The 26,787-nt window shown below is 72.5% G+C and carries 25 protein-coding genes; 9 read left to right on the top strand and 16 right to left on the bottom strand.

The window, feature by feature from the left end:
• Window positions 1–175 precede the first annotated feature (175 nt).
• The 3 genes from BJY16_RS14815 to BJY16_RS14805 are packed head-to-tail and all read left to right on the top strand — an operon-like array spanning window position 176 to window position 3,066.
• Window positions 176–2,095 carry a wax ester/triacylglycerol synthase domain-containing protein gene (locus BJY16_RS14815; RefSeq protein ID WP_185040013.1) on the top strand — a complete coding sequence of 640 codons (1,920 nt, stop codon included), beginning with the start codon at window positions 176–178 and terminating at the stop codon, window positions 2,093–2,095.
• 3 nt (window positions 2,096–2,098) lie between these two features.
• A complete protein-coding gene (locus BJY16_RS14810) occupies window positions 2,099–2,395 on the top strand; it encodes an MTH1187 family thiamine-binding protein (RefSeq protein WP_185040012.1) in 297 nt (98 codons plus the stop codon).
• Entirely contained in the window at window positions 2,392–3,066 is a 675-nt protein-coding gene (locus BJY16_RS14805) for an HAD family hydrolase (protein ID WP_239176490.1), read from the top strand. The genes BJY16_RS14810 and BJY16_RS14805 overlap by 4 nt, the downstream gene beginning before the upstream one ends.
• 454 nt (window positions 3,067–3,520) lie before the next feature.
• Here BJY16_RS14805 and BJY16_RS14800 read toward each other — a convergent pair whose 3' ends face one another.
• From BJY16_RS14800 to recO, 3 genes are read right to left on the bottom strand one after another with little or no spacing between them, the layout of a single operon-like run.
• Entirely contained in the window at window positions 3,521–4,036 is a 516-nt protein-coding gene (locus BJY16_RS14800; RefSeq protein WP_239176488.1) for a histidine phosphatase family protein, read from the bottom strand.
• Between the two features lie 11 nt (window positions 4,037–4,047).
• Window positions 4,048–4,830 (bottom strand): isoprenyl transferase, encoded by a 783-nt coding sequence (locus BJY16_RS14795; protein ID WP_185040010.1) that lies wholly within the window; start codon window positions 4,828–4,830, stop codon window positions 4,048–4,050.
• On the bottom strand, window positions 4,827–5,606 hold the full coding sequence (recO, locus tag BJY16_RS14790) for a DNA repair protein RecO (RefSeq protein ID WP_185040009.1): 780 nt from the start codon (window positions 5,604–5,606) through the stop codon (window positions 4,827–4,829). Before recO ends, BJY16_RS14795 begins: the two co-directional genes overlap by 4 nt.
• 107 nt (window positions 5,607–5,713) lie before the next feature.
• Between recO and BJY16_RS14785 the strand changes: the two genes are divergently transcribed.
• Entirely contained in the window at window positions 5,714–6,484 is a 771-nt protein-coding gene (locus BJY16_RS14785; protein ID WP_185040008.1) for a DUF4097 family beta strand repeat-containing protein, read from the top strand.
• Here the strand turns inward: BJY16_RS14785 and BJY16_RS14780 are convergent.
• The 8 genes from BJY16_RS14780 to BJY16_RS14745 all read right to left on the bottom strand — a co-directional run bounded on the left by BJY16_RS14780 (window position 6,443) and on the right by BJY16_RS14745 (window position 14,197).
• A complete protein-coding gene (locus BJY16_RS14780) occupies window positions 6,443–7,507 on the bottom strand; it encodes an acyltransferase family protein (RefSeq protein ID WP_185040007.1) in 1,065 nt (354 codons plus the stop codon). The genes BJY16_RS14785 and BJY16_RS14780 overlap by 42 nt on opposite strands.
• 82 nt (window positions 7,508–7,589) lie before the next feature.
• Complete coding sequence (era, locus tag BJY16_RS14775) at window positions 7,590–8,465, bottom strand: GTPase Era (RefSeq protein WP_185046454.1); 876 nt, start codon at window positions 8,463–8,465, stop codon at window positions 7,590–7,592.
• A gap of 548 nt (window positions 8,466–9,013) precedes the next feature.
• Window positions 9,014–9,397 carry a cytidine deaminase-like protein gene (locus tag BJY16_RS14770; RefSeq protein WP_185040006.1) on the bottom strand — a complete coding sequence of 128 codons (384 nt, stop codon included), beginning with the start codon at window positions 9,395–9,397 and terminating at the stop codon, window positions 9,014–9,016.
• On the bottom strand, window positions 9,390–10,745 hold the full coding sequence (locus tag BJY16_RS14765) for a hemolysin family protein (RefSeq protein WP_221502659.1): 1,356 nt from the start codon (window positions 10,743–10,745) through the stop codon (window positions 9,390–9,392). Before BJY16_RS14765 ends, BJY16_RS14770 begins: the two co-directional genes overlap by 8 nt.
• Complete coding sequence (gene ybeY, locus BJY16_RS14760) at window positions 10,742–11,212, bottom strand: rRNA maturation RNase YbeY (protein ID WP_185040004.1); 471 nt, start codon at window positions 11,210–11,212, stop codon at window positions 10,742–10,744. The genes BJY16_RS14765 and ybeY overlap by 4 nt, the downstream gene beginning before the upstream one ends.
• Window positions 11,213–11,235: 23 nt before the next feature.
• Window positions 11,236–12,312, bottom strand: coding sequence for a PhoH family protein (locus BJY16_RS14755; RefSeq protein ID WP_185040003.1), 1,077 nt, complete (start codon window positions 12,310–12,312; stop codon window positions 11,236–11,238).
• 170 nt (window positions 12,313–12,482) lie between these two features.
• The gene (locus BJY16_RS14750) at window positions 12,483–13,847 is read right to left on the bottom strand and encodes a serine hydrolase domain-containing protein (protein WP_185040002.1); all 1,365 of its coding nucleotides are present in this window, start codon (window positions 13,845–13,847) and stop codon (window positions 12,483–12,485) included.
• Window positions 13,844–14,197 carry an HIT domain-containing protein gene (locus tag BJY16_RS14745; protein ID WP_185040001.1) on the bottom strand — a complete coding sequence of 118 codons (354 nt, stop codon included), beginning with the start codon at window positions 14,195–14,197 and terminating at the stop codon, window positions 13,844–13,846. Before BJY16_RS14745 ends, BJY16_RS14750 begins: the two co-directional genes overlap by 4 nt.
• A gap of 78 nt (window positions 14,198–14,275) precedes the next feature.
• Here BJY16_RS14745 and BJY16_RS14740 point away from each other — a divergent pair, with 78 nt between their 5' ends.
• A complete protein-coding gene (locus tag BJY16_RS14740; protein WP_185040000.1) occupies window positions 14,276–16,765 on the top strand; it encodes a beta-glucosidase family protein in 2,490 nt (829 codons plus the stop codon).
• 441 nt (window positions 16,766–17,206) lie between these two features.
• Here the strand turns inward: BJY16_RS14740 and BJY16_RS14735 are convergent, their stop codons facing one another.
• A complete protein-coding gene (locus BJY16_RS14735; protein ID WP_185039999.1) occupies window positions 17,207–18,550 on the bottom strand; it encodes an MATE family efflux transporter in 1,344 nt (447 codons plus the stop codon).
• Between the two features lie 87 nt (window positions 18,551–18,637).
• Between BJY16_RS14735 and BJY16_RS14730 the strand changes: the two genes are divergently transcribed.
• A complete protein-coding gene (locus tag BJY16_RS14730; protein ID WP_185039998.1) occupies window positions 18,638–19,168 on the top strand; it encodes a PadR family transcriptional regulator in 531 nt (176 codons plus the stop codon).
• 379 nt (window positions 19,169–19,547) lie between these two features.
• Here the strand turns inward: BJY16_RS14730 and BJY16_RS14725 are convergent, their stop codons facing one another.
• Both BJY16_RS14725 and BJY16_RS14720 read right to left on the bottom strand, forming a co-directional pair.
• Window positions 19,548–20,282 (bottom strand): 16S rRNA (uracil(1498)-N(3))-methyltransferase, encoded by a 735-nt coding sequence (locus tag BJY16_RS14725; protein ID WP_185039997.1) that lies wholly within the window; start codon window positions 20,280–20,282, stop codon window positions 19,548–19,550.
• 196 nt (window positions 20,283–20,478) lie between these two features.
• The gene (locus BJY16_RS14720; protein ID WP_185039996.1) at window positions 20,479–21,597 is read right to left on the bottom strand and encodes an epoxide hydrolase family protein; all 1,119 of its coding nucleotides are present in this window, start codon (window positions 21,595–21,597) and stop codon (window positions 20,479–20,481) included.
• Window positions 21,598–21,711: 114 nt separating this feature from the next.
• On the opposite strand from BJY16_RS14720, the gene BJY16_RS14715 reads away from it, so the two are divergent.
• The gene (locus BJY16_RS14715) at window positions 21,712–22,320 is read left to right on the top strand and encodes a TetR/AcrR family transcriptional regulator (protein ID WP_185039995.1); all 609 of its coding nucleotides are present in this window, start codon (window positions 21,712–21,714) and stop codon (window positions 22,318–22,320) included.
• A 297-nt stretch (window positions 22,321–22,617) separates the two neighbouring features.
• Window positions 22,618–23,835, top strand: coding sequence for an IS110 family RNA-guided transposase (locus tag BJY16_RS14710; RefSeq protein WP_311775284.1), 1,218 nt, complete (start codon window positions 22,618–22,620; stop codon window positions 23,833–23,835).
• Between the two features lie 138 nt (window positions 23,836–23,973).
• Here the strand turns inward: BJY16_RS14710 and dnaJ are convergent, their stop codons facing one another.
• Both dnaJ and hrcA read right to left on the bottom strand, forming a co-directional pair.
• Complete coding sequence (gene dnaJ / locus BJY16_RS14705; protein ID WP_185039994.1) at window positions 23,974–25,113, bottom strand: molecular chaperone DnaJ; 1,140 nt, start codon at window positions 25,111–25,113, stop codon at window positions 23,974–23,976.
• Between the two features lie 34 nt (window positions 25,114–25,147).
• On the bottom strand, window positions 25,148–26,170 hold the full coding sequence (gene hrcA / locus BJY16_RS14700; protein WP_185039993.1) for a heat-inducible transcriptional repressor HrcA: 1,023 nt from the start codon (window positions 26,168–26,170) through the stop codon (window positions 25,148–25,150).
• 112 nt (window positions 26,171–26,282) lie between these two features.
• Here hrcA and BJY16_RS14695 point away from each other — a divergent pair, with 112 nt between their 5' ends.
• Window positions 26,283–26,768, top strand: coding sequence for a DUF4870 domain-containing protein (locus BJY16_RS14695; protein WP_185039992.1), 486 nt, complete (start codon window positions 26,283–26,285; stop codon window positions 26,766–26,768).
• Window positions 26,769–26,787 lie beyond the last annotated feature (19 nt).

Below are 26,787 nucleotides of genomic sequence, written 5' to 3'. Positions count from 1 at the left end.
GCCGACGCATCCCTCAGTTCCGAAGTCACCCGGCGACGGTAGGCGACGCTCGCCCCGGTCGCCCTCGTCCCGTCACCCGATACCGATTTGCCCCTGTCACTGCTACTTTGTAGATCTACCCGACCAGGGACTTCCGCCTCTGCCCCGCCCCGGACCGCACCGGCATGCTGGGACCATGGAGAGCCGATTTCCCCGGCTCACCGCCGAGGATCTGATCAACCTCGCCGCCGAGAGCCCGGACACCCCGATCCACGTGGCCGCCGTCGCGGTCGTCGACGGCGCGCCGCTGACCGACGCCGCGGGGCGGCTCCGGCTGGACGAGATCCGCGCCACGGTCGGGGAGCGTCTCGACCGGGTGCCCCGGCTCCGGCAGGTGATCCGCGACGCCGGCCCGTTCGCCGGGCGCCCGATCTGGGTGGACGCGCCGAACTTCCGGGTCGCCGATCACATCGATGTCGCTGAGCTGCCCGAGCCCCGCGACGATCAGGTGGCGGAACCGCCGAAGCCCCACGACGAGCAGGTCGCGGAGCCGCCAGAGCCCCGCGACGAGCAGGTCGCGGAACCGCCGAAGCCCCGCGACGAGCAGGTCGCGGAGCCGCCAGAGCCCCACGACGAGGGAGCCACGGAACTACTGGAGCCCCGCGACGAGGAGTCCCTGCTCCGGCTCACCGAGCGGCTCATCCGTCCGGTGCTGGACCCGGCCCGGCCGCGGTGGCGGATGTGGCTGGTGCCCGGCCTGCCCGGCGGGCGGGTCGGCGTCGTGGTCGTGCTGCACCACGTGATCGCGGACGGCATGGCCACCATCCGGCTGCTCACCACCCTGCTCGGCGACACCCCGGACGCACCGGTCCTCCGGCAGCGTCGCCAACCGGCACCTCGCTGGTCCGACCTGGTCACGGACCACTTCCTGGCTCCCGCGCGAGCACTCCGCCAGACCGCCGCCCGCCTCCGGCTTGCCGCGCGACCACCGCACCAGATCACCGACCACTTCCGGGCATCCGCGCAAGCACTGCGCCGGTCGACCCCGCAGTCCTGGACGCGCGGGCGACTTCTGCTCCCGTTCACTGACCGATCCCGGACACCCGGGCGGCCGCTGCTCCCGTTCACTGACCAATCCCGGACACGCGTGCGCCCCGTGCTCCCGTCCGCCGACCAATCGCCGGTCCACGGGATAGCGCCGCCGCAGACCGCCGCGTGGTCGCGGGGCGGGAGCCGCTCGCCGATGGCCGGGCTGCGGATGGTCCGCGCCGCCTGGCGAGCCCCGCGCACCTCCCTCACCGCGCCGCTGACCCCCGGCCGCCGTCTGGCCGTGCTAAGCCTCGACCTGGACGAGGCACGCACCGTCGCGCACCGGCACCACGCCACGATCAACGACCTGGTCCTCGCGCTCGCCGCCGGCGGTGTCCGCGCCCTCCTGCGATCCCGCCACGAACCGCTCGACCGGCTCTGGCTGAACTGCTCGGTCGCGGTCTCGTTGCGCCCCGGCCGGGCCGACCGCCCGACCGGTAACCGAACCGGCGGCCTGCCGGTCCGCCTCCCGGTCGCCACCGCGCACCCGGCCGACCATCCGATCGGCAACCGAACCGGCGGCCTGCCGGTCCGCTTCCCAGTCGCCACCGCGCACCCGGCCGACCATCCGATCGGCAACCGAACCGGCGGCCTACTGGTCCGCCTCCCGGTCGCCACCGCGCACCCGGCCGACCGGCTGCGCGCCGTGGCGGCGGGCACCGCCCGGGCCAAGCGCGAGCAGTCCGTCACCGCGGCCACCGCGCTGCTGGTGGCGATGGCCCGGACCGGTCTGATCGGCTGGTTCAGCCGCCGGCAGCGCGGCACCGCCATGATGGCGAGTGACCTGGCCGGTCCGGTCACGCCGATCCGGCTCCTGGGCGCCCCGGTCCGGCACGTGTACGCGGTCGGGAACCTGGCCGGCAACGTCGGCCTGTCGGTGGTGGCGCTCTCCTACGCCGGGGAGCTGGCGATCACCGTGCAGGCCGGCGCGGACGGCTTTCCCGACCTGCCGGTGCTGATCGACGGCATGCGGCGGGACTGGACCGCCCTGCGCGCCGCGGCCGGCCGGCCTCGCTGCGAAGATTGACCCATGCTGGTTGCCTTCTCTGTCACGCCGATCGGGGCCGGGGATTCGGTCGGGGACGCCGTCGCCGAGGCCGTCCGGGTGGTCCGCGCCTCCGGGTTGCCGAACCGTACCGATGCCATGTTCACCACCGTCGAGGGCGAGTGGGACGAGGTGATGGCGGTGGTCAAGCAGGCCGTGGACGCGGTCGCCGCGGTCGCACCGCGGGTCAGCCTCTCGCTGAAGGCGGACGTCCGGCCCGGGGTGACCGGCGCGCTGACCGCCAAGGTCGAGCACATCGAGCGGGTGCTAGGCGAGTCATGAGGCGCCTGGTGATGTGGGACATCGACTACACCCTGCTGCGCGGCGGCGGGGTGGCGGCGCGGGCGTGGAAGGCGGCGTTCACCGAGGTGACCGGGGTCGCCTGGCGGGACACGCCGATCTTCGGCGGGCGCACCGACCTGGACATCTGCCAGGGCGTGTTCGCCGCGCACGGGGTGACCGACTGCACCCCGGAGCGCTTCTTCGCCCGGTACGTGGCGATCGTCGAGTCGGTCCGCCACGAGTTCGCCGAGCAGGGCGAGCTGATGCCCGGCGTCCGCGAGGTGCTCAAGCACCTCGGTGACCGCCCGGACGTGGTGCAGACCCTGGTCACCGGCAACGTCCCGGCGGTGGCCGCGGCGAAGGTGGCGGCGTTCGGCCTGTCCGGCTCGTTCGACGCCGAGGTGGGTGGCTACGGCACCGACGACAGCGTGCGCGCCACCCTGGTCCGCCGCTGCCGGGAGCGCGCCGAGGCGAAGTATGCCGAGCCGTTCCGCCCGGTCGTCATCGGCGACACGGTGAACGACGTGACCGCCGCTCTGGCCAACGACGCGGTCGCCATCGCGGTCGCCACCGGCGCCACCCCGGCCGCCGACCTGCTCGCCGCCGGCGCCCATGTGGTCCTCCCCGACCTGACCGACCTGGAGGCCGCCGTCCGAGCCCTGACCACCTGAAGCCGCGCGCCGGCGAACCGCCCGCCATCCCGCCGCTGGCGCTCCCGGGCTGGTTCTCACGGGTGTCTCAAGTGCCTTGAGACACCCGTGAGAACCAGCCGGGACCGTGAGTCGCGCCGCGGCCGTGCGCGGGCCGGGCCTCGCGTAGGCCGACAAATCCGCACGACACGCGCCGCGGCCGTGCGCGGGCCGGGCCTCGCGGTAGGCCGACGGACCCGCGCGGCACGCGCCGCGGTCGGGCGCGGGCCGGGCCTCGCGGTGGGCCGGCGGACCCGCGCGGCTCGCGCCGCGGTCGGGTGCGGGCTGGGCCTCGCGGTGGGCCGGCGGACCCGCACGACACGCGCCGCGGTCGGGCGTGGGCCGGGCCTCGCGAGCCGACCGCCACGGGGCTGCCGGTCGTACCGGAAAAAGATCCGCGAGAAACCGGCGGCGCCGCGGCAGCGAGGATGGTCGGCTAGAACGGCCGCAGCTCCGGTGGGAAGCCGGTCCACTGCAGGGCCGGCGGCAGGTGACTCACGTCGTTGAACATGATCAACCGCGGTTTCTGCCCCGGGAAATACCTGATCAGGGTCAGTCCGGTGTGGCACGAACTGAGGCCGCGCCACCGGTCCTCCGGCGCCTCCAGCGCCTCCCGGACGAACCACGCCACCTGGAAGGCGTGCGTGATCACCAGCTGGTGCGTCTCGGCCGGCGCCGGGCCGGTGAACCGCTCGATCATGGCCGCCGAGTTGGCCGGGGTCGGGAACCGGTCGTCCAGCTCGTCGGCGGCCTCGGCCGGGACGTCCGGCAGGTGCTTGGCGACCAGCGCGGCGGTCTGCACCGCGCGGGGCAGCGGGCTGTGGAAGAGCGCCGTGACCGGAACCTCGGCGAGCCGCTCGCCGAGGAGCGTGGCCTGCTGCTCACCGTCGCCGGTCAGCCCGGACTCGTCCTCGTTGGCGAACGCGTGCCGGGCGATCCAGAGGTGCCGCACCCCGGTCACCATCAGGTCGGGCTGACCGGGTTCGGCAGGGCGCCGCCGAAGCGCCGGTCACGCTGGGCGTAGAGCTCGCACGCATACCACAGGTGGCGGCGGTCGAAGTCGGGCCAGAGGGTGTCCAGGTAGACCATCTCGGCGTAGGCCGACTGCCAGAGCAGGAAGTTCGACGTGCGCTGCTCGCCGGACGGGCGCAGGAAGAGATCCACATCCGGCACCTCGGGGTGGTAGAGGTAGCGCTGGATGGTCTTCTCGTTGACCTTGTCGGCCTTGAGCTTGCCGGCCGCGACATCGCGGGCGATCGCGGCGGCCGCGTCGGCGATCTCCGCCTGGCCGCCGTAGTTCACGCAGAACTGCAGGGTGAGCGTCTTGTTGCCACGGCTCATCTCCTCGGCGGTCTGCAGCTCGGAGATCACGCTTTTCCACAGCCGGCCGGACCGGCCGGACCAGACCACCCGGACCCCGAGGTCGACCAGCTGATCGCGGCGGCGGCGGATGACGTCCCGGTTGAAGCCCATCAGGAAGCGCACCTCCTCCGGCGAGCGCTTCCAGTTCTCGGTGGAGAACGCGTACGCCGAGAGGTAGGGGATGCCCAGCTCGATGGCGCCCTCGATGGCGTCGAACAGGGAATACTCACCCTGCTCGTGGCCCTTGGTGCGGGACAGGCCGCGCTCCTTGGCCCACCGCCCGTTGCCGTCCATCACGATCGCCACGTGGCGGGGGATCGCGGCGGCCGGCAGCGCGGGTGGCCGGGCGCCGGAGATGTGCGGGGTGGGCGGACGCGGGCTCACGGTTTCAACTCCCGTCGATCGACAAGCGGCAGGGAGCGCAGCGAGCGCTCCATGTGCCATTGCAGGTGGGCGGCGACCAGACCGGAGCACTCCCGGCGCACCGAGGGCGCGGAGGCGTCGGCGATCGACCAGTCGCCCGCGGTCAGCGCGGCCATCAGGCCGAGCGTGGCCGGGCTGGGGTGGGCGGCGCCCGGCGGCCGGCAGTCGGGGCAGACCGCGCCGCCGGCCGGGACGGCGAACGCCGCGTGCTGCCCGGGATCACCGCAGACCGCGCACTCGGTGAGCGCGGGCGCCCAGCCGGCGAAGGCCATGGCGCGCAGCAGGTAGGCGTCGAGCACCAGGGTGGCCGAGTGCTCGCCGGCCGCCAGCGCCTTGAGCGCGCCCAGGGTGAGCTGGAACAGCCGCAGTGCCGGCTCCCGCTCGACCGGGGTGAGCCGCTCGGCGGTCTCGCAGATCGCGCTGGCCGCGGTGTAGCGCGGGTAGTCGGTGAGGAAGCTCTTGCCGAACAGCGACAGCGCCTCGACCTGGCTGACCGAGTGCAGTGAGCTGCCCACCCCCTCGGGCGAGCCGGCCAGCTGCAGGTCGATGTGCCCGAACGGCTCCAGCCGGGCGCCGAAGCGCGAGGTGGTGCGGCGCACGCCGCGGGCGACCGCGCGCAGCCGGCCGTGCCGCCGGGTCAGCAGGGTGACGATCCGGTCGCTCTCGCCGAGTTTCTGCACACGCAGCACGACCGCGTCGTCGCGGTAGAGGTGGCGGCGGTATCCGGCTGCGGGCACCCCGTCATTCTGCCCGGTGCCTACGACAAACCCTGACCCGGATCTCAGGGTCGACTCCGGGACGGGACCGATGGTGCCCGAACCGGCACCTGAATAGCGTCAGGGACATGAGCCGCAGGATTGCCACCCTTGTTCTCGCCGCCGCCTCGGTCGCCGCCCTGGCCGGCTGCGACGGTGTGGTGGGCGCCACGATGACGTTCAACGACACCGAGAAGACGAAGGTCACCGACATCGTGCTGGACGGTGGCAGCGGCGACGTGCTGGTCACCACGGGCAACGTCACCGAGACCAAGATCAAGCGAGTGGTCCGCGGGGGAAACGGGTCGAGCACGACGTACCAGCTCTCCGGGACCACCCTGACGCTGCCGACCAGCTGCGGCATCGACTGCCGGATCTCCTACGAGGTGCAGGCGCCCACCGGGGTCAAGGTGCGCGGCAAGGTGAGCTCGGGCGACGTGACCCTGAGCGACGTCGGGGCGGTGGACATCACGCTCACCTCCGGCGACGTCCGGGTGGACGGCTCGGCCACCCCGGTGAAGATCAAGGCCACCTCCGGGGACGTGGACATCGTCCGCGCGCCCGGCGTCACCGTCGAGGCCACCTCGGGCAACATCGCGGCCCGGGAGATCACCGGCCCGGTGACCGCCCGGGTCAGCTCCGGCGAGCTGGACCTGCAGCTGGCCACCGCGGCGTCGGTCACCGCCGAGGTGGCCAGCGGCGACCTGATGCTGCTGGTGCCGGCCGGCAGCTACCGGATCAACCAGCACGTCAACGGCAGCGGCGACGCGGCGATCCACGGCATCACCAACGACCCGAAGTCGCCGAACGTGCTGGACCTACGGGCGCGCAGCGGCGACCTGACCGTCAACGCCCTGTAGCGGGGCGGCCGGGGCGCCGGCCGGGGCCGGCGAGACCGGCACCGGCAGCCGCCGTCCGGGCAGCAGCGCCGGCCGGCGCCCGGCGGCCACGTCCTCGATCCAGCCGACCAGCGCCAGCACCACCACGAGCAGCCCGGCCACCGCGAGGAACCGCCAGGTCAGGCCGATCGGCCCGGCGATCGGCAGGTCGTGCCGCTCGCCCAGCTGGGTGACCGCGACCAGGATCGGGATGTGCCAGAGGTAGATGCTCAGTGCCCGGGAGTTGAGCACGGTCAGCACCCGGTGACCCCGGACCATCGGCTCGAAGCCGAGCGCGACCAGCACGAACGCCGCCGACCAGAGCGCGTTGCCGATCGGGATGTCGTTCAGGTCGAAGCCGCGCGGGCCGGGGTGGGTGACCACCCAGACGATCCCCGGCACGGCCAGCCCGGCGGCCAGCCCGAGCAGCCGCTTGCGCGGCATCCGCCGCAGGTGCCCGTCGTGGTGCGCGAAGCCGAGCAGCCACGCCCCGCCGTAGAGGGCGAGGTCGTGCACCACGGTGGCCACCTTGACCCCGGTGATCTCCAGGACCACCAGGGCGGCGTACGGCACCAGCACCGCGATCAGCGGGGACCGGCGGAAGACCGGCAGCGCCAGCGGCGAGAGCAGCACGAACCAGAGGAAGTCACGCAGGTACCAGGCGTGGCTGAGCGACTCCATCCACCAGCCGGTGGCCTTCGGGTCGACCAGCGGGAAACCCCAGAGCAGCAGGTGTACGTCGAACGGGGTACCGCTGAGCAGCATCGCCGGCACCGCGATCAACAGGGTCAGCAGCCACAGCGAGGGCAGCAGCCGGCGCAGGCGTCGCTCCACCGCCCACGCCCCGAACCGGCCGAGCGACGCCGCCATCAGCGACCCGGCCAGCGCGAACATCACCGACATCGCCGGGAAGACGATGGTCAGCGCGGTCCAGCCGGTCAGGTGATAGATCACCACCCGGACGGTGGCGATCGCGCGGAGCAGATCCAGATACCGGTTGCGCATGGCCAACGGTGTTACCCGCAATTGGCCGATTAGCGCAAATCCAGTGAGTTATCCCATAATTGAGGAATGTCCAATTTTTGATCTAGAAACCGAGCTTCCGGAGCTGCTTCGGATCGCGCTGCCACTCCTTGGCCACCCGGACGTGAAGATCGAGATACACCTTCTTACCCAGAAGCTGCTCGATCTCACCCCGCGCCCGCGAGCCGACCTCCTTGAGCCGCGCGCCGCGGGTGCCGATCACGATCGACTTCTGGCTGTCCCGCTCCACGTAGAGATCGGCGTAGATCTTGGTGAGGTTCCCCTCGACCATCATCTCCTCGACCAGCACGGCGATCGAGTGCGGCAGCTCGTCGCGGACGCCCTCGAGCGCCGCCTCCCGGATCAGCTCGCCGATCAGCACCTGCTCCGGCTCGTCGGTGAGCACGTCGTCCGGGTAGAGCTGCGGCGATTCCGGCATGAGCCGCACCATCACGTCGGTCAGGTTCTCCACCTGGTGCCCGGAGACCGCGCTGACCGGGATGATCTCCGCGAAGTCGTAGAGCTCGGCCACCTGGAGCAGCCGCTCCGCCAGGGTCGCCGGATCGACCAGGTCGACCTTGGTCACCACCGCGATGATCTTGGCCTTGAGCTCGCCCACCTCGGCCGAGATGAACCGGTCGCCGCGCCCCACCGGCTCGTCCGCCGGGAAGCACACCCCGATCACGTCGACCTCGCTCCACACCTCGCGGACCAGGTCGTTGAGCCGCTCGCCGAGCAGCGTCCGGGGCCGGTGCAGACCCGGCGTGTCGACCAGCACCAGCTGCGAGTCCGGCCGGTGCAGGATGCCACGGATCACGTGGCGGGTGGTCTGCGGCTTGTTCGAGGTGATCGCGATCTTCTGACCGACGATCGCGTTGGTCAGGGTCGACTTGCCGGCGTTCGGCCGGCCGACGAAACAGGCGAAACCGGCGCGATACACCCCGTCGTCCCGACGGGCCGCCGACGCCGCCTTGTGCTTGTGGCGAGGCTTCGGCCGCGGGTCACTGTGCGTCGCGTTCTTCCCGGTACGACCGGGGGAGCCCGTTTCGGTCCGGGCGGCGGGCGCCTTCTCGGGACGAGCGGCGGACACCTTCTCGGTACGCCCGGTCAAGGCTCGGTCCGGACGCCCGGCAGTGCGCCCCGCTCCGGGAGCGCCGCGGCGGGCACGTGAATCGTCGCCGGAGCGTGCCCCCGGCGTACCGGAAGAGCCGCCAGCGCGACCCGAGCGCGACCCGGCACCGGACCCGCCGGCCGCGCCCCGCTCCCCGGACGCGCCGCCCCGCGCGCCACCCGGCTTGCGTCCGCGCTGGTCCGCGCCCTGCTGCTCGGCCCGGCGGGCCGCGCGGCGCTCCTGGCGCCGCAGCTCGTTGCGCTCCCCCGCGGTGAGCCGGCGCTCGTCCGGCTTCGACCGCTCGTCCGGCTTCGGCCGATTTTCCGGCTTCTGGCGGCTTTCCGGCTTCTGCCGGCCTTCCCGGTTCTGACGGTCGGTCATGCGGTGACCGTGCCGACCAGCGTGCCCGACGGGCCGGCGACGTGGATCAGCGCGTCGGCGGACAGGTCGCGGACCGCGGCGTGGCCGGCGCCGTCCAGCCCGGCGCTCTCGGTGACCACCGCGGCGGCCTCGATCTTGGTGGCGCCGGAGGCGGCGGCCTGGGCCACGGCCAGCTGCAGCGCGGTCACGGTCAGGTGCGGCAGGCGCACCGTGGCGGCCGCGTAGGTGCGGCCGTCCTGGTCACGAACCGCGGCGCCCTCGGCCGCACCCACCCGGGCGCGGGACGAGCGGGCCAGGGTGACCAGCTTGGCGTCCTCGGCGCTCAGCTCGGGGCCGGCCGCGGGGGGCACGGCGATGGCGGCAAACGTCTGGTCAGGCATCGGCGGGCAGTCTTTCCTCGTTCTCGGCTACGTTCTCGTCGTTCTCGCCGGCGGACAGCTCCGGCTGGACCCGGCGCACCAGCACCGAGTCGATCCGGTTCCGCCGGCCGGTGGTGCCCTCGGCGATCAGGTGCAGGCCCTCCACGTCGGCGGCGGCGCCCGGGATCGGCACCCGGCCCAGCGTCTGCGCCAGCAGGCCGCCGACCGTCTCCACCTCGTCGGTGGGCAGCTCCACGCCGAACACGTCGCCCAGATCCTCGATCGGCAGGCGCGCGGTGACCCGCACCGCGCCGTCGGCCAGATGCTCGATCGGGGGACGCTCCACGTCGTACTCGTCGGTGATCTCGCCGACGATCTCCTCGAGGATGTCCTCGATCGTCACCAGGCCGGCGGTGCCGCCGTACTCGTCGACCACGATCACCAGGTGGTTGCGCGCGGCCTGCATCTCGGAGAGCAGGTCGTCGACCGGTTTCGACTCCGGCACGAAGGTCGCCGGGCGCATCGCGTCGGCCACCGCCTGGGCGGCCGCCGCCGGATCGCCGTTCTGGGTGCGGCGGATCACGTCTTTCAGATAGAGCACGCCCAGCACGTCGTCGACGCTCTCGCCGATCACCGGGATCCGCGAGAAACCCGAGCGCAGGAAGAGGTAGAGCGCCTGCTGCAGGGTTTTCGGCGCCTCGATCCAGACCATCTCGGTACGCGGCACCATCACCTCGCGGGCGATCGTGTCGCCCAGCGCGAACACCGAGTGGATCATCTCGCGCTCGCCGTGCTCGACCACGCCGCGCTGCTCGGCCAGGTCGACCAGCTCGCGCAGCTCCACCTGGCTGCCGAACGGACCCTCCGGGAACCCCTTGCCCGGGGTGACCGCGTTGCCGATCAGGATCAGCAGTGAGGCCAGCGGGTTGAGCACCCGGCCCAGCCAGCGGACCAGCGGCGCGGCGGCCCGGCCCACCGCGTAGGCGTGCTGGCGGCCCAGGGTGCGCGGGGCCACCCCGACCACCACGAAGCTGATCAGCGTCATCGCGCCGGCGGTGATCAGCGCGGCCGACCAGCCGACCCCCCAGGTGTCCACCGCGACCAGCGCCACCAGGGTGGTCGCGGTCAGCTCGCAGAGCAGCCGGAGCAGGAGCAGCAGGTTGACGTGGCGGACCACGTCGGAGGCGACCGCGGTCAGCGCGCCGGCGCCCCGCTGGCCCTCACGCTCCAGCTCCGCGGCCCGGGCCGTGGAGACCGTGGCCAGCGCCGCGTCGGTCATCGAGGCGAGACCGGCCAGCAGGACCAGGCCGACCGCGAAGATGATCAGTTGCAGGTCCGGGAGGCCGGCCGAGGCGGGATCCACGGTCAGCCGGCTTTGCGTCCGGCGCGCCAGCTCTGCAGGAGTTTCGCCTGGAGGGCGAACATCTCCTTCTCCTCCTCCGGCTCGGCGTGGTCGTAGCCGAGCAGGTGCAGCGCGCCGTGCACGGTGAGCAGGTGCAGCTCGTCGGCGGGCGTGTGCCCGGCGGCGGCCGCCTGCTTGGCGGCCACCTCCGGGGCCAGCACGATGTCGCCCAGCAGGGCCGGCTCACCGGCGCCGGACTCGCCCGGGCCGTGGTCGACGCTGCCCTCGTCCATCGGGAAGGCGAGCACGTCGGTCGGCCCGTCGCTGCCCATCCAGCGATGGTTCAGCTCGGCCATGTAGTCGATGTCGACGAGCAGGATGGACAGCTCGGCGAGCGGGTTGACCCCCATCTCGTCGAGGGCATGCCGGGCAACCGCGAGGATCGCGTCGGTGTCGACCTCGACTCCCGACTCGTTGGCGATCTCGATGGACATAGTGGTGCGATTACCCCTTGCGACTAGCGCCGACGCCCGGCCCGGCCGTTGGCGGCCCGCCCGGGAACGGCGTGAACGGAATTTGCTGCCTGCTGCTGCTCCTGCTCGGCGTCGAACCGCGCATAGGCGTCCACGATCTCCGCGACCAGCCGGTGCCGCACCACGTCGGAGCTGGACAGCTCGGCGAAGTGCACGTCCTCGACGTCGCGCAGGATCTCCCGGACCACCTTGAGCCCGCTGGTGGTGCCACCGGGCAGGTCGACCTGGGTGACGTCACCGGTCACCACGATCTTGGCACCGAACCCGAGCCGGGTCAGGAACATCTTCATCTGCTCGGGCGTGGTGTTCTGCGCCTCGTCCAGGATGATGAAGGCGTCGTTCAGCGTCCGGCCGCGCATGTAGGCCAGCGGGGCGACCTCGATGGTGCCGGCCGCCATCAGGCGCGGGATGGACTCCGGGTCGAGCATGTCGTGCAGCGCGTCGTAAAGCGGTCGCAGATAGGGATCGATCTTCTCGGTGAGGGTGCCGGGCAGGAAGCCCAGCCGCTCACCGGCCTCCACCGCGGGGCGGGTGAGGATGATCCGGTTGATCTGCTTGGCCTGCAGCGCCTGCACGGCCTTGGCCATCGCCAGATAGGTCTTGCCGGTACCGGCGGGGCCGATGCCGAAGACGATGGTGTTCTCGTCGATGGCGTCGACGTAACGTTTCTGGCCCAGCGTCTTGGGCCGGATGGTGCGGCCCCGCCGGGACAGGATGTTGAGCGTCAGCACCTCGGCGGGACGCTCGGAGGTGTTCTCCTCGAGCATCCGCAAGGTCCGGCGGACCGCGTCCACGCTGAGCGTCTCGCCCTTCTCGATGAGCTCGATGAGCTCGGAGAAGAGCCGCTCGGCGGTGGCGTTGTCAGCCGGCTCGCCGGTGATGGTGATCTCGTTGCCGCGCACGTGCACGTCACTGCTGAGCGTGCGCTCGACGAGGCGGAGGATCTCGTCCTTGGCGCCGAGCAGGTTCACCATGATCTTCGGGTCGGACACCGAGATCTTGGTCTGCGCCCGCACCGGGCTGGACGAGCCCGTGCTGGAAGGGTTCGGCGTACCGGTCATAGGGCGGCCCTGTGGCCCGCCTGGGCCTCCGCCACCTGCTCTCTAACTAGGCGTCGTCCCTGTCGGGGCGGCGTGCTCAAGGATCGTGCCATCCTATCCGCTCGCCCGCTCCCCCGCCGATGCCATTATCGGCCCACCCGGTGTGTCAGCTCACCGGATGGGCCCCGGACTCAGCGGCCGTCGGAGGCCAGCCCGCCGTCGAAGGTCTCCTGCCCCCGGGTGAAGCGGTAGGTCGCCCAGTGCATCCGGACCACGGCGCCGGACTCGTCCCGGGTCAGCCGGAGCAGCTCGCCGGCCTCCCGGCCGGAGGTCGTGCGCAGGACGTCGGCCTGGTCCGGCAGCGGCCGGAAGACCGCCGGCGGCCGGTCCGCGGGCGCCTCCGCCGCGCGTGCCTGCAGCTGCCCGTCGTACCAGCCGAAGACGAACTCGGAGCCCTCGCTCCACCAGCGGCCCAGCGCCGACCGGTACGGCTGCGGTGCCGGAGCGGCCGGCCGCCACGGCCGGATCTCCGCCGGATCGGTCTCCACCGCGAGCCGCAGCAGCTCGTGGACCAGCTCGTTGACCTGCCCGGCGGTGCCCGACGAGCCGAGCACCGCGCAGCCCAGCCCGCCCGGGTTGCCCTCGCCGCCGCGCCGGCCGTAGACGCCGGCCAGGAAGCCGGGCATGGCGCCGTCGTGCCCGACGTGCATCACCCGCCGGCCCTCCGGGCAGAGGATCAGCCCGAGCCCGAAGCCGGCCGCCCAGAGCGACTCGTCGGTGGTGGTCACCGGCCAGCGCATCTCCTCGGCAGTGGCCGGGTCCAGCACGCTGCGGACCGGGTCGACCAGGAAGGCGGCCCAGCGGGCCATGTCCGCGGCGGTGCTCCACAGCTGCGCGGCCGGCGCGACGCCGCCCAGGTCGAAGGCCGGCTCCGGGCGGGCCGCGTCGGAGTACGCGTCGACCAGGTAGCCGACCACCGCCTCAGCCGGGCGCTCGACCGTGGTGTCGCGCAGCCCGAGCGGGACGAGGATCCGCTCGGTGAGGATCTCGGCCCAGGTGCCGCCGCGCAGCTTGGCGACCAGCTGACCGAGAACGGCCAGGCCCAGGTTGGAGTAGTGGAAGCGCCGCGCGTTCGGCAGCACCCGCTCGGCCCGGTCCAGCTCGGCGAGCATCCGGCCGGCGTCCGGGGTGATCAGCGTGTCCCACACGTCGCCGTACGGCTCGCGCTGGTAACCCGCGGTGTGCGAGAGCAGCCGGCGGATCGTGGCGTCGCCGTGCGCCGGGACGTCGAGATAGCGGGAGACCGGCTCGTCCAGGTCCAGCAGCCCGTCGTCGCGGGCCTGCATGACCAGCACCGCGGTGAACGACTTGGTGACCGAGCCGATCCGGAACCGGCTGCCCGGCCCGAGCGGGTGCGCCGGGTTGCCGGACTCGCCGACGGTGAGGACCCACGGCTCCCGGTCGGCGCGGACCAGGGCCACGCTGAGCGCCGGGATCCGCCCGTCGGCCTGGGCCTTGCGGACGGCGCGCTGGTAGCGGGCGTGCGGCACGGTCACCGGCCGGCGAGCATCGGGCCGAGCGGCGCGCCGCCGACGACGTGCGCGTGCACGTGGAAGACCTCCTGGCCGCCGTGCCGCCCGGTGTTGAAGATGACCCGGAAGCCGTCCCCGGTCAGGCCCTCGGCCTCGGCCACGGCGGCCGCGGCGGCCAGCACGTCGGCGGCGGCCGCCGGGTTCGCGGTGGCCAGGGCGACCACGTCGGCGTGATGCTCGACCGGGATCACCAGCACGTGGGTCGGCGCCTTGGGATCGATGTCCCGGAAGGCCACGGTGGTCTCGGTGCGGTGCACCACGGTCGCCGGGATCTCGCCGGCGACGATGCGGCAGAACAGGCAGGAGTTGTCCACCTGTCGGATCTTATGCGGGCCGGAAGTGGGCTTGAATGGGTCCCGGAATTCCTTTTTCCGGATGGGGAGCGCTCTCACATGACCGACATTGATCACCTCCTCGACCGGTTGTCACTGGACGAGAAGGTGTCCCTGCTGACCGGGCAGGACTTCTGGTCGCTCCCCGCCATCCCGCGGATCGGCCTGCGCTCGCTGGTCATGTCGGACGGCCCGATCGGGGTACGCGGCACCGGCTGGGCGCCGGAGGACCCGTCGGTCGCCCTGCCCAGCCCGACCGCGCTGGCCGCCTCCTGGGATCCGGACCTCGCCGCCGAGGCCGGCCGGCTGCTCGGCCAGGAGGCCCGCCGCAAGGGCGTGCACCTGCTCCTCGGCCCGACCGTGAACCTGCACCGCACCCCGCTGAACGGCCGGCACTTCGAGTGCTACTCGGAGGATCCGCTGCTCACCGGGGAGATCGCCGCCGGGTTCGTGCGCGGCGTGCAGGAGCACCGGGTCGGCACCACGGTCAAGCACCTGGTCGGCAACGACTCCGAGACCGACCGGATGACGGTGGACGTGCGGATCCCGGAGCGGGCGCTGCGCGAGCTCTACCTGGCCCCGTTCGAGCGGGTGGCGGAGGCCGGCGGGTGGGGCGTGATGAGCGCGTACAACGGGGTCAACGGCGCCTCGATGGCGCAGAACGGCCGGATCCAGGACGAGATCCTGAAGCGCGAATGGGACTTCGACGGGGTGGTCGTCTCGGACTGGCGGGCCGCCCGGGACACGGTCGGGGCGGCGCTCGGCGGGCTGGACATCGCCATGCCGGCGATGGACAACCCCTGGGGGGCGCGACTCGCGGAGGCGGTCCGGTCCGGGTCCGTGCCGCTCGAGGTGATCGACGACAAGGTACGGCGGGTGCTCCGGCTGGCAGCCCGGGTCGGCGTCCTCGACACGTCGGAGGGTGATCCGGTCCCGGCCTCCGCCACCTCCTCGGCGTCCCCGGCCACCAGGACCGGCCGCGCCTCCTCGGCCACTCTGGCTCCCGGCACCGCTCCCGCTGGCACTCAGCCTCACGGCACCGCTCCCGCTGGCACCCCGGCCGGGCCCGCCCCGCTGGACGGCGACGCCGTGGCCCAGCGGGTGGCGACGCGCTCCTTCGTCCTGACCCGGAACGACGGACTTCTGCCGCTTGATCCTGAGATCTCGCGAAGTATCGCCGTGATCGGTGCCCTCGCGCAGGACGCCCGGGTGCTCGGCGGCGGCAGCGCCCAAGTCGCCCCGCCGCACGTCATCTCCCCGCTGGACGGCATCCGCCAGGCGTTCCCGGACGTCAGCTACGCCATCGGCGCCGACCCCCGTCCGTTCCTGCCCGCCGCCCAGGGTCCGGGCTGGTCGCCGTTCCGGATCGACCTCGGGGCGTACCGGTTCGAGGTGCCGACCGCGGCGGTCCGCTGGCTCGGCGACCCGCCCGGCGGTCTCGCCGTCGCCGACATCGGCTTCCTGGAGCTGACCACCACCTACACCCCGGACACCGGCGGCGAGCACGTCTTCGCGGTCTCCGGGTTCGGCGCGTTCGAGCTGACCGTCGGCGACCACAAGCTCTACCAGGGCTCCCTGCACCCACCCGGCACCGGCCGCGCCGACCTGCTGCTGCACCCGCGCGAACAGCGGTTCACCGTCACCCTGCCGGCCGGCTCGCCGGTCCCGGTCACCCTGCGGCAGAGCTTCGAGCCGGGCATGGGCCACTCGGTCGGCACCACGCTCGGCCACCGCCCGCCCGGCCCCGACGAGGACGGCCTGATCGCCGAGGCGGTCGCGCTGGCCGCCCGATCCGACGTGGCCGTGGTCGTGGTCGGCACCACCGAGCAGGTCGAGTCGGAGGGCTTCGACCGCACCTCGCTCGCGCTGCCCGGCCGGCAGGACGAACTGGTGTCCCGGGTCGCGGCGGCCAACCCGCGGACCGTCGTGGTGGTCAACGCCGGCGCTCCGGTGCTGCTGCCGTGGGCCGACGAGGTGGCGGCGGTGCTGCTCACCTGGTTCCCCGGGCAGGAGGCCGGTGCGGCGCTCGCCGCGGTGCTGTCCGGGGCCGAGGAGCCGGGCGGGCGGCTGCCGACCACCTGGCCGCGGCGGGCCGAGGACTGCCCGGTGCTCGCGGTCACCCCCCAGGACGGGATCCTTTCGTACGACGAGGGGATCTTCATCGGCTACCGGGGCTGGACGGAGCGGCCGCGCTACGCGTTCGGGTCCGGGCTGGGCTATACGACCTGGTCGTACGCCGAACTGGTCGCCTCTCCGGAAGCGGCCACGGTGACCCTGACCAACACCGGCGACCGGACCGGCCGGGAGGTCGTGCAGCTCTACCTGTCGTCGTCCGCGCCCGCCCCGGCCGAACGCCCACGGCAGTGGCTGGCCGGCTTCGCCTCGGTGGAGGCCGCCCCGGGCGAGACGGTCACGGTCCGCGTCCCGCTGCCGGAGCGCGCCTTCCAGATCTGGTCCGACGGCTGGCGGACCGTTCCGGGCCGCTACACGCTGACCGCCGCCCACGCCCTCGACGACCCCCGCCTGACCACCGACCTCGACGTCCCGTAGCTGGCGCTCAACCCCCTGCCGCTCCACCCGAGCGGCACTCACAGGCGGACATCGGCCACGAGCGCTCCGCCTGGGTGACAGCCAGCCCGACGGCAACCACCAACACACCACCCCCAGGCGGCAGCCACCCCTGCCAGCGAGCACCAGCACCCCACCCGGACAACAGCCACGCAAGAGCGACCGCCAGCACACCATCGAAGCGACAGCCACTCCCCCAGCAGCAACCGCCAGCGCTCCACCCGGGTGGAGAGCACGCCCCGATGACCGCCGCAAGGTCGCTTGCTCAGTTGACGCCCGCAGCCGTATCCACGCCCGAATGACCGCCGCCGGCCCCGGCCAGAACTGACGGCGGCATTCGCGTCTCCGCTGACCTCAGCGCCATCACCAGCCAAAACGCAAGATCAGCCGACCCCGCCCTTCCCTTGGGGGAGCCCCCGCTGATCAGTGTGGCGAAAAGTCGTGGGTGGCGGCGGGGCGCCTGTGGACAACCTCGCGCTGTGGATGACGGCGAGGCAGCAACCGCAGCCCGGCCAGCCACAGGACCAGCACCAACTGGAGCAGCGCGGCCAAGCTCATCGCCAGCCAGACGCCGGGCAGGCCGAAGCGAACCGGCAGCCACCACGCCAGCGCCGTCTGGCCGCCCGTGCCGAGGACCGTGACCGCGAACAGCCGGGGCCCCTGTCCGGCCGCCATCAGGAAGCCGGCCAGGGCGATGACCGCGGCGATCGGCACCAGGTAGCCGCCGACGCAGCGCAGGAAGAGCACGCCGATCCCGGCCACCTCCCGGTCGGCCGTGAAGGCTCGCATGATCAGCGCCGCGAGCAGGGCGAAGAGGGCGCTCGCACCGGCGCCGGTGAGCAGGGCCAGGGCGAGGACCTGGCGGCCGATGGCGCGGCGCTGCCGCGGGTGGGTGGCCAGGGTGCGCGGCGTGTGGATGGTCGCGGCGTTCCGGATGGCGTAGAACGCCATGGTGGCGAAGTACAGGACTTTCAGGCCGATGCCGTAGGCGGCGACGGCGGCGACGCCGGACCGGCCGACGAAGGCCAGCAGGGCCAGGGCGCCGCTCATCCGTACCAGGAAGTCTCCGGCGATCGGCGCGCCGGTGCGCAGGACCGCGCCCACCGCATGGTTGTTCGCGGCGCCGCCCGCGCCGGGGTGGCGTTGCCGGAGCAGGCCGATGACCAGGGCGACGGTACGTCCGAGCGCGGTGGCCAGGGCGGCGCCGGTGACGCCGAGGGCGGGGAGCGGCCCGGGTCCGTAGATCAGCAGCGGGTCGAGGACCAGGATCAGGGCGTTCGCGGTCAGCGCCAGGCGCATCGGGGTGCGGGTGTCGCCCCGGCCCGCGAAGATCGCGTCGACGACCTGCTGGGCATAGAAGATCGCCACGCCCGGGAAGAGCACCGCGAGGTAGCCGGCGGCGAGCCGGATCGCCGCCGGGTCGTCGAGGAACGCCGCGGCGACCGGGTGCCGCAGAGCCAGCCCGGCGCCCACCACGACCGGGGTGATCAGCGCGTACAGCCACCAGCCGGCACGGATGACGGACCGGGCGGCGGGCTGGTCGCCGGCGCCCAGGGCGGCCGCGAGCCGCACCGTCACCCCGCCGTTGATCAGCAGGACGATGCCGAGCAGCGCGTTCTCCACGCCGGTGGCGACCGCGACCGCGGCGACCGGGGCCGGGCCGAGCCGGGCCACCCAGGCGACGTCGACGATGCCGGTCAGCACGCCGGAGAGCAGCGCCACATAGTTCGGCACGGCCAGGCGCAGCAGCGGGGTCCGATGGTTCATCGCTACCTCGTTTCGCTCTACCTCGAATCGAGGTACCACGGAACGATATAGGCTGGGCCGGCACCGAACAACCGGGAAAGGGCAGGCATGCTGGCGCTCGCGATCCTCGGTTTCCTGCACGACGAGCCGCTGCACGGCTACCAGCTGAAGGAGCGGATCAAGGCGCTGACCGGCCACGTCCGCGCGGTCAGCGACGGCGCGCTCTACCCGGCGATCAACCGGCTGGAGGCGGCCGGCCTGCTGGAGCGCCGCACCGAGCCGGGCACGTCGGCCGCGCCCCGGCAGATGCTGTCGCTCACCGAGGCGGGCCGCGCCGAGCTGCTCCGCCGGCTCCGCACCCCGTCCGAGGTGGAGATCACCGACCGGAACAGGTACTTCACCGTCCTGGCGTTCCTGCGCCATCTGCCTGATCGGGCGGCCCAGGCCGAGGTGCTGCGCCGCCGGCTGGCCTTCCTGACGGCCCCGGCCACGTTCTTCACCCGGGGCGGCGAGCGCCTGAGGTCCACCGACGTGGACGATCCGTTCCGTCAGGGCATGTTCGAGATCGCCCGCGCGACGTCACAGGCCGAGCGAGCCTGGCTGGAGAAAACCCTGCGATCCCTGCTCGACGACGCCTGACCGCACCGGGTCCGCCGTCTTTCCGACCCAATTTCCGGTACGCCGGAAGCCCTCACCCGGCAGCGCCGGCACCCATCACCGCCCCGCCGACGCCAGGCTCCCCCGGCGACCGAGCCCACCAGCCCCGCCGACGGCCAGCCCACCAACGATCGAGGTGATCGGCACCACGGATGGCGGGCGGCTGTCGACGGTCAAGTGCCGGAAGACGGCGGCGGCTAGCGCGTCCACCCCTCGGCTCACAGCGTCCAGTGCCTCACCGCTCGGCTCACAGCGTCCAGCGCCTCACCACTCGGCTCACGGCGTCCAGCGCCTCACCGCTCGGCTCACAGCGTCCAGCGCCTCGCACCGGCTCACAGCGTCCAGCGCCTGGCCACTCGGCTCACCAGCGGCCGAGGCGGGTGGCGAGGACGGCGAGCGCGGCGACGCCCGCGGTCGAGGTCCGCAGGACCGCGTCGCCCAGGCGGACCGGGATCGCGCCGGCCGCCCGGAAGGTGTCCACCTCGGCGTCGCTGATGCCGCCCTCCGGGCCGACCACCAGGACGATCTCGCCGGCGGCGGGCAGTGCCGCGGCGGTCAGCCGCTCGGTGGCCTCCTCGTGCAGCACGAAGGCGGCGGCCGCGTCGGCGAGCCGGGCGGCGACCTGCTTGGTGGAGCAGTCCGGGTCGCCGGCCACCGTCGGCAGCCAGGCGCGGCGGGCCTGCTTGGCGGCCTCGCGGGCGGTCGCCGCCCACTTGTCGCGGGCCTTGACGCCGCGGTCGCCACGCCACTGGGCCACCGACCGGGAGGCCGCCCACGGCACGATCTCGTCGACGCCGGTCTCGGTCATCGCCTGGACCGCCAGCTCGCCCCGGTCCCCCTTGGCGATGCCCTGCACCACGACCAGCCGGGGATCGGCCGCCGGCGCCTGGGCCCGCTCCCGGACCGCGACGTCGACGCTGCCCCGGCCCACCGCGACGACCTCGGCGGACGCCGTCCCGCCGCGACCGTCCGCGAGGATCAGCGCCTCACCGACCCGGAGCCGCTGCACCGTCGCGGCATGATGCCCCTCCGGCCCGTCGAGCGTGAACGACGACCCCACGGGCAGGCTCTTAACCAGAAACAGCGGCGCTGACACCCCCGAACGCTATCGCGCGCCCACCGTGCCCCCACCGGCCCCTCACCGCACGAACAGCGGAGCCGAGCTCGTTCACCCACCCCCGCGGCTGGCAGGTCGGCACCCCGCGACGCGCCGGTCAGCGAGCGCAGCCCGAGAAGGGCGGCCGCACGCCGGTGCCGGCTCGGCGGGCGAGCCGGCACCGGTCGGCGGGTGCTCAGGGGGCGGGGTGGAAGAAGGCGGTGACGTCGTCGGCGAAGAGCTTGGGCTGCTCGGCCGGCAGGAAGTTGCCGCCGGCGGGCAGTTCGGTCCAGTGGGTCACCGGGGCCTCCCGCTCGGCGAAGCGCCGGACGGTGATGTCGGTGACGCCCAGGGCGACGCCGAGCGGGACCGTGGAGCGCTCCTTCGGCGCCCAGGCCGAGGGGTCGTGCGCGGATTCCCAGTAGGTGTTCGCCGAGGAGCCGGCGGTGCCGGTGAACCAGTACAGACTGACGTTGGTGAGCAGCAGGTCCCGGCCGACGGCGTCCTCGGGCAGCGCGGCGGCCGGGTCGGTCCACTCCTGGAATTTCTCGACGATCCAGGCGAGCTGGCCGATCGGCGAGTCGTGCAGCCCGAACGCCAGCGTCTGCGGGCGGGTCGACTGGATCGCGGCGAAGCCCATCCGGTCGTCGCGGAACTCCTGCAGGCGACGCAGCCGCTCCTGCTCGGCCTCGGTCAGCCCGTCGAACTCGGCCGGGTCGCCGGACGGGACGGTGATGTGCCCGTTGACGTGCACGCCGATCACCCGGTCCGGTGCCTGGCGGCCCATCTCGACGGCGATCCAGGCGCCGCCGCCGGTGCCCTGCACGCCGTAGCGCTGATAGCCGAGCCGGTCCATGATCTCGTTCAGCGCGGCGGCGCTCCGGGCGGTGCTCCAGCCCGGGCTGGTGAGCGGGCCGGAGAAGCCGACGCCCGGGTTGCTGACCAGGACCAGGTGGAAGTGCGCCCGGAGCGCCTCGACCACCGGCAGGTAGAGCGCGAACGAGGCCGGCCAGTCGTGGCTGATCAGCAGCGGGACGGCGGCCGGGTCGGCGGAGCGGACGTGCGCGAAGTGCAGGGTCTGCCCGTCCACCTCGGTGGTGAACTGGGGCAACTCGTTGAGCCGGGCCTCGGCGGCCCGCCAGTCGAACTCGCCGGCCCAGTAGTCAGCGAGGCCGCGCAGATAGTCGACCGGGACCCCGCGGGCCCAGCCCTGACCGGGGATCTCCGGCGTCCAGCGGGCGCGGGCCAGACGGTCGTGCAGGTCGTCCAGGTCGGCCTGGGGCACGTCGATGCGGAAGGGACTGATCGTGGCCATGTCCTGCTCCTCGTCGCTGCGAGTTGAACGGAACGGAATGCTTCGTTCCGCTCCAATGTAGCACCTCGAGGAGCGGAGCGGAATACTTCGTTCCGTTCCGCTAGACTGATCGTCATGAGGCGTCCCGGACGCGGCGAGCAGGCCGTCCGCAACAACGAGGCGATCCTGGCCGCGGCTCGCGAGATCTTCCTGTCCGACCCGCGAGCGCCGATCTCCGCGGTCGCCGAGCGTGCCGGCGTCGGCATCAGCGCGCTCTACCGGCGCTACGCGAGCAAGGAGGAGCTGCTCCGCACGCTCTGCCACGAGGGGCTGCGGACCTTCATCGCCGAGGCCGAGCGCGCCGCCCAGGAGCCGGACGGCTGGACCGCCCTGGCCACCTTCCTGCACGGCGTGGTGCGAGCCGACGTCCACTCGCTCACCGTCCACCTGGCCGGCACGTTCACCCCGACCGACCAGATGAACCACGACGCGACGCTGGCCTCCCACCTGGCCACCAGCTTGATCGAGCGGGCTCGGCCACACCTGCGCGCCGATGCCGGCCCGGCCGACGTGACCCTGCTGCTGGAGATGTGCGCGGCCGTCCGCGTCCCCGATCCGGAACGCACCCGCGAGCTCCGCGACCGCTGCCTCACCGTGCTTCTCGACGGCCTGCGCGCCGATGGTCCGCTACCCGGCCCGCCACCCAGTCCGGCCGAGCTCAACTGGCGCTGGCTTCCGAGATAGCCGAACCGGCGGGTTCGATCTCCGGAACCGCCCACGGGCAATGAAGGGGACGGCGATCGCTCTGGACGCGCCAGCGGCCAGATCGCCGTCCCCGGCCCGCGCTACTTAAAGAGAATTTGGTGTACGACCGCGGCCCGGCCAGGCTTGGTCGAGGTGATCGGTAGGGTGCTCAGGCCCGCGCTGCCCACTCATATGGCGGGGTGTGGCTCTCTCCCGGCTTGGACCCTGCCGGTCACCGTGGCGCGGAGTGGCTGAAGAGGGGTTTGCCCAGCTGTAAGTAGCGTTGCCCTCCCGCTGGTGTGGTTCTGCCGCGACGACGGGAAGGTCAACGGGTACATGGGTCAGCTGATCATTGGAGTCGATCCGCACAAGCGGTCCGCGACGATCGAGATCATCAACGAGCGTGAACAGGTGCTGGCCCGTGGCAGGTACGGCACCGACACCGGTGGCTACCAGCAGATGCTCGCCGCCGGCCGCCGTCACGCCGGCCGGGTGTGGGCGGTCGAGGGCTGTAACGGCATCGGCCGGCACCTGGCCCAGCGGCTGGTCGCCGACGGCGAAACCGTGCTGGACGTCCCGGCGAAACTCGCCGCGAAAGCCCGCAACTTTGACACCGGGCACGGCCGTAAAACCGACGGTCACGACGCGCACCACATCGCGGTGACCGCCCTGCGCACCCCGGGCCTGCGCCGCGTTCACGCCGACGGCGCCACCGTCGCGCTGCGGCTGCTGGCCGACCGCCGCGACCAGCTCGGCGCCACCCGCACCGAGACCATCAACCGGCTGCACCAGCTACTGCTCGAACTGATCCCCGGCGGCGCGAAGAAGAACCTGACCACCGACCAGGCCCGCACCCTGCTCGAACGCGTCAGCGTCCCGGCCGGCGACATCGTCACCGCCACCCGCTATCAGCTGGCCGGCGACCTGGCCGACGAGCTCACCACCCTGGACACCAAGATCAAAGCAGCCAACCGGCAGCTGAAGACCGTGCTGGCCGCCACCGGCACCCAGCTGACCAGCCTCAACGGCATCGGCCCCTCCGGCGCCGCCCGCCTGCTCGGCGACATCGGCGACATCAGCCGCTTCCCGACCCGCGGGCACTTCGCCACCTGGAACGGCACCGCCCCCATCGACGTGTCCTCCGGCGACAACCATCATCACCGGCTCAACCGGGCCGGGAACCGGCGCATCAACCGGGTCCTGCACATCATGGCCATCACCCAGCTCCGCTTCGACACCCCCGGCCGCGCCTACTACCAGCGCAAACGCGCCGAAGGCAAAACCGCGATGGAAGCCATGCGAGCGTTGAAACGACGCCTGTCCGACACCGTCTACCGCCAAATGATCAAAGACGACCACACGGCACAACAGACAGCGACGGGTCCGGGAGGACACACGGGGGCGACTCTGAACTCCAGCGCGGCCGACCCAAACCCCAAGATCGACACTTCGGAAAAGTCACAACCCGGACCCGCCAACCACCACCCTAAAACACCCCTCACACCAACCCCTTGACAGAGGGGTGCCGGGAGCATGCGATCCGCACCCCAGCGGACCTGCGTCAATGAAGAACTTGATCTTGGAAGAGTGGCGGTCGGCGGAAAGGCGGGCCGGAAAGCTGCAGGGGGCGCTGATCAGCGCCCCCTGGCTCGATCAGTGGCCGTTGAAGGCGTCCCGCATCCGGCTGAAGAACCCGCCCTGCTTGCTCAGCTCGGCGACATCCTCCCCGCGCGTCTTCGCGAAGTCGCGCAGCATCCGCTCCTGGTCCGCGGTCAGCTTGGTCGGCGTCTTCACGTCGAGGTGGACGAAGAGGTCGCCCCGGCCCTGACCACGCAGGTGCGGCACCCCCTTGCCCCGGATGCGCAGCGTGCTGGCCGGCTGTGTGCCCGGTTTGACCTCGATGTTCTCCTCGCCGTCGAGGGTCTTGATGGTCATCCGGGTGCCGAGCGCGGCGGCCGTCATCGGCAGCGTGACGCGGCAGTGCAGGTCGTCGCCCTTGCGGGAGTAGACGTCGTGCGGGCGCTCGTGGATCTCCACGTAGAGGTCGCCGGCGGTGCCGCCGCCCGGGCCGACCTCGCCCTGCTGGGCCAGGCGGATCCGCATGCCGTCCTCGACGCCGGCCGGGATCTTCACGGTCAGCGAGCGGCGGGTGCGGATCCGGCCGTCGCCGGCGCAGGTCGGGCACGGGCTCGGGATGATCGTGCCGTGGCCCTGGCAGTTCGCGCAGGGGCGGGACGAGACGACCTGGCCGAGGAAGGTGCGCTGCACCGACTGCACCTCGCCGCGGCCGCCGCAGACCTCGCAGGTGGCCAGGTGGGTGCCGGGCGCGGTGCCGGCGCCGGAGCACTGGGTGCAGAGCACCGCGGTGTCCACGGTGATCGGCGCCTCGACGCCGAACGCGGTCTCCACCAGGTCCAGCTCGAGGCGCAGGATGGCGTCGGCGCCGGGCCGGGTGCGCGGCCGCGGCCCCCGCGAGCCGCCGCCGGCCGCGGTGCCGAAGAACGCGTCCATGATGTCCTGGAAACCGACGAACGGGCCGGCCCCGCCGGGACCGCCGCCGGGCGCGCCGCCGCCGGGCGCCAGCGGGTCACCGCCGAGGTCGACGATCTGCCGCTTCTGGTCGTCGGAGAGGACCTCGTACGCCGCGTTGATGTCCTTGAACTTCTCGTGCGCCTCCGGATCGGGGTTGACGTCCGGGTGGTACTGCCGAGCCAGTTTGCGGTAGGCGCGCTTGATCTCGTCGTCGGTGGCTTCCCGGCTCACGCCGAGAATTCCGTAGTAGTCCTTGGCCACGGGGTTTGGAGTCCTCAATGTCTGCGCGGATCCGTCAATTCTGTGCCAACAGGTCGCCAACGTAGCGTGCCACTGCACGAACAGTAGCGATGGTGCCGGGGTAGTCCATCCTTGTCGGCCCCAGCACACCGAGCCCACCAACGATCGTCGCACCCGGTCCGTAACCCGTGCTCACCACGGACGCCGACCGGAGGTTGTCGATCTCGTTCTCGTCGCCGATCCGGACCCGGGTGGTGCTCGGCTCCAGGTCACCGATCAGCTTGAGGAGGATGACCTCCTCCTCGAGCGCTTCGAGCACGGGACGCAGCGTGCCCTGAAAGTCCAGCACACCGCCGCGAGTGAGGTTGGCGGTCCCGGCCAGCGCGAGGCGCTCCTCACTCCGCTCGACCAGCGTCTCGAGCAGGACGGTGGCCAGACATGCCATGGTCCCCCGGCGCTCCGGGGTGCACTCCTCGACGAGTTTCTGCACCAGGGGCGGGGTGTCTGCCAGTTTTTGGCCGGCCAGCTTCTCGTTTACCCGCCGGCGCAGGTCCCACACGTCGCCCTCGGGAACCGGGGCGGGCATCTCGACCAGGCGCTGCTCGACCCGGCCGGTGTCGGTGATCATCACGAGCATCAGCCGGGTGGTGGAGATCGGGACCAGCTCCAGATGGCGCACCGCCGAGCGGGACAGGCTCGGATACTGCACCACCGCGACCTGCCGGGTGAGCGTGGCGAGCAACCGGACGGTGCGGTGCACCACGTCGTCGAGGTCGACCACGCCGATCATGAAGCGCTCGATGGCGCGGCGCTCGGCCGGGCTGAGCGGCTTGATCCGGGTCAGGCGGTCGACGAAGAGCCGGTAACCGGCGTCGGTGGGCACCCGGCCGGCACTGGTGTGCGGCTGCCGGATGTAGCCCTCCTCCTCCAGCACGGCCATGTCGTTGCGCACCGTGGCCGGGGAGACGCCGAGCTGGTGACGCTCGACCAGCGACTTGCTGCCGACCGGCTCGCGCGTTTTCACATAATCCTCGACGATCGCCCGCAGAACCTCGAGCTTGCGGTCATCCAGACTCATATGACCCCTCCCTCTGGCACTCGCGCGGACAGAGTGCCAGTCTACTTCGTGGCAGGCGGCAACGCGATGATCGAGAGTCCGCCGTTGTTCGATCTCCGATAGGTTGCTGGCCATGACCGAGCCGCCTCGACCGCCAGGTGACGGGTACCCTACGTCCTCCGGAGACGCCTACCCTCCCCCGCCGGGACCGGGATATCCGCCGCCTCCGCCCTACGGCCCGCCGTCCGGCGGATACCACCCGGGCCTTCCGCCGCTGAGCGCCGAGGACCGCACCTGGGTCCTGGTCGCCCACCTGGGCGGCGCGGCCGGCGCGTTCCTCGGCGGCGGCTGCGCCGGCTGGGTGGCGCCGCTGATCTCGCTGCTGGCCCGGGGCGAGCAGTCCGCCACGGTCCGCGCCGAGTCGGTCAAGGCGCTGAACTTCCAGGTGCTCTGGTCGATCATCGCGGTGATCGGCTATGCCACGTTCTGCTTCGGCGTGGGGGCGGTGATCGCCGGGATCGCCTGGCTGTTCGCCACGATCGCCGGCGTGCTCGCCGGGATCAAGGCGGCCAACAACGAGTCGTTCCGCTACCCGGTGAGCGGCCGCTTCCTGAGATGACCGGTCGCCTCCCGCGGTG

This window comes from Actinoplanes octamycinicus, from assembly GCF_014205225.1.
GTDB classification, from domain to species: domain Bacteria; phylum Actinomycetota; class Actinomycetes; order Mycobacteriales; family Micromonosporaceae; genus Actinoplanes; species Actinoplanes octamycinicus.
This window is presented reverse-complemented; position numbering and strand designations above follow the sequence as displayed.

Coding starts and splice junctions, on each gene's coding strand:
- BJY16_RS14815 (WP_185040013.1), top strand. CDS start 176: ATGGAGAGCCGATTTCCCCGGCTCACCGCCGAGGATCTGATCAACCTC.
- BJY16_RS14810 (WP_185040012.1), top strand. CDS start 2,099: ATGCTGGTTGCCTTCTCTGTCACGCCGATCGGGGCCGGGGATTCGGTC.
- BJY16_RS14805 (WP_239176490.1), top strand. CDS start 2,392: ATGAGGCGCCTGGTGATGTGGGACATCGACTACACCCTGCTGCGCGGC.
- BJY16_RS14785 (WP_185040008.1), top strand. CDS start 5,714: ATGAGCCGCAGGATTGCCACCCTTGTTCTCGCCGCCGCCTCGGTCGCC.
- BJY16_RS14780 (WP_185040007.1), bottom strand. CDS start 7,507: ATGCGCAACCGGTATCTGGATCTGCTCCGCGCGATCGCCACCGTCCGG.
- BJY16_RS14770 (WP_185040006.1), bottom strand. CDS start 9,397: ATGCCTGACCAGACGTTTGCCGCCATCGCCGTGCCCCCCGCGGCCGGC.
- ybeY (WP_185040004.1), bottom strand. CDS start 11,212: ATGTCCATCGAGATCGCCAACGAGTCGGGAGTCGAGGTCGACACCGAC.
- BJY16_RS14755 (WP_185040003.1), bottom strand. CDS start 12,312: ATGACCGGTACGCCGAACCCTTCCAGCACGGGCTCGTCCAGCCCGGTG.
- BJY16_RS14740 (WP_185040000.1), top strand. CDS start 14,276: ATGACCGACATTGATCACCTCCTCGACCGGTTGTCACTGGACGAGAAG.
- BJY16_RS14735 (WP_185039999.1), bottom strand. CDS start 18,550: ATGAACCATCGGACCCCGCTGCTGCGCCTGGCCGTGCCGAACTATGTG.
- BJY16_RS14730 (WP_185039998.1), top strand. CDS start 18,638: ATGCTGGCGCTCGCGATCCTCGGTTTCCTGCACGACGAGCCGCTGCAC.
- BJY16_RS14720 (WP_185039996.1), bottom strand. CDS start 21,597: ATGGCCACGATCAGTCCCTTCCGCATCGACGTGCCCCAGGCCGACCTG.
- BJY16_RS14715 (WP_185039995.1), top strand. CDS start 21,712: ATGAGGCGTCCCGGACGCGGCGAGCAGGCCGTCCGCAACAACGAGGCG.
- hrcA (WP_185039993.1), bottom strand. CDS start 26,170: ATGAGTCTGGATGACCGCAAGCTCGAGGTTCTGCGGGCGATCGTCGAG.
- BJY16_RS14695 (WP_185039992.1), top strand. CDS start 26,283: ATGACCGAGCCGCCTCGACCGCCAGGTGACGGGTACCCTACGTCCTCC.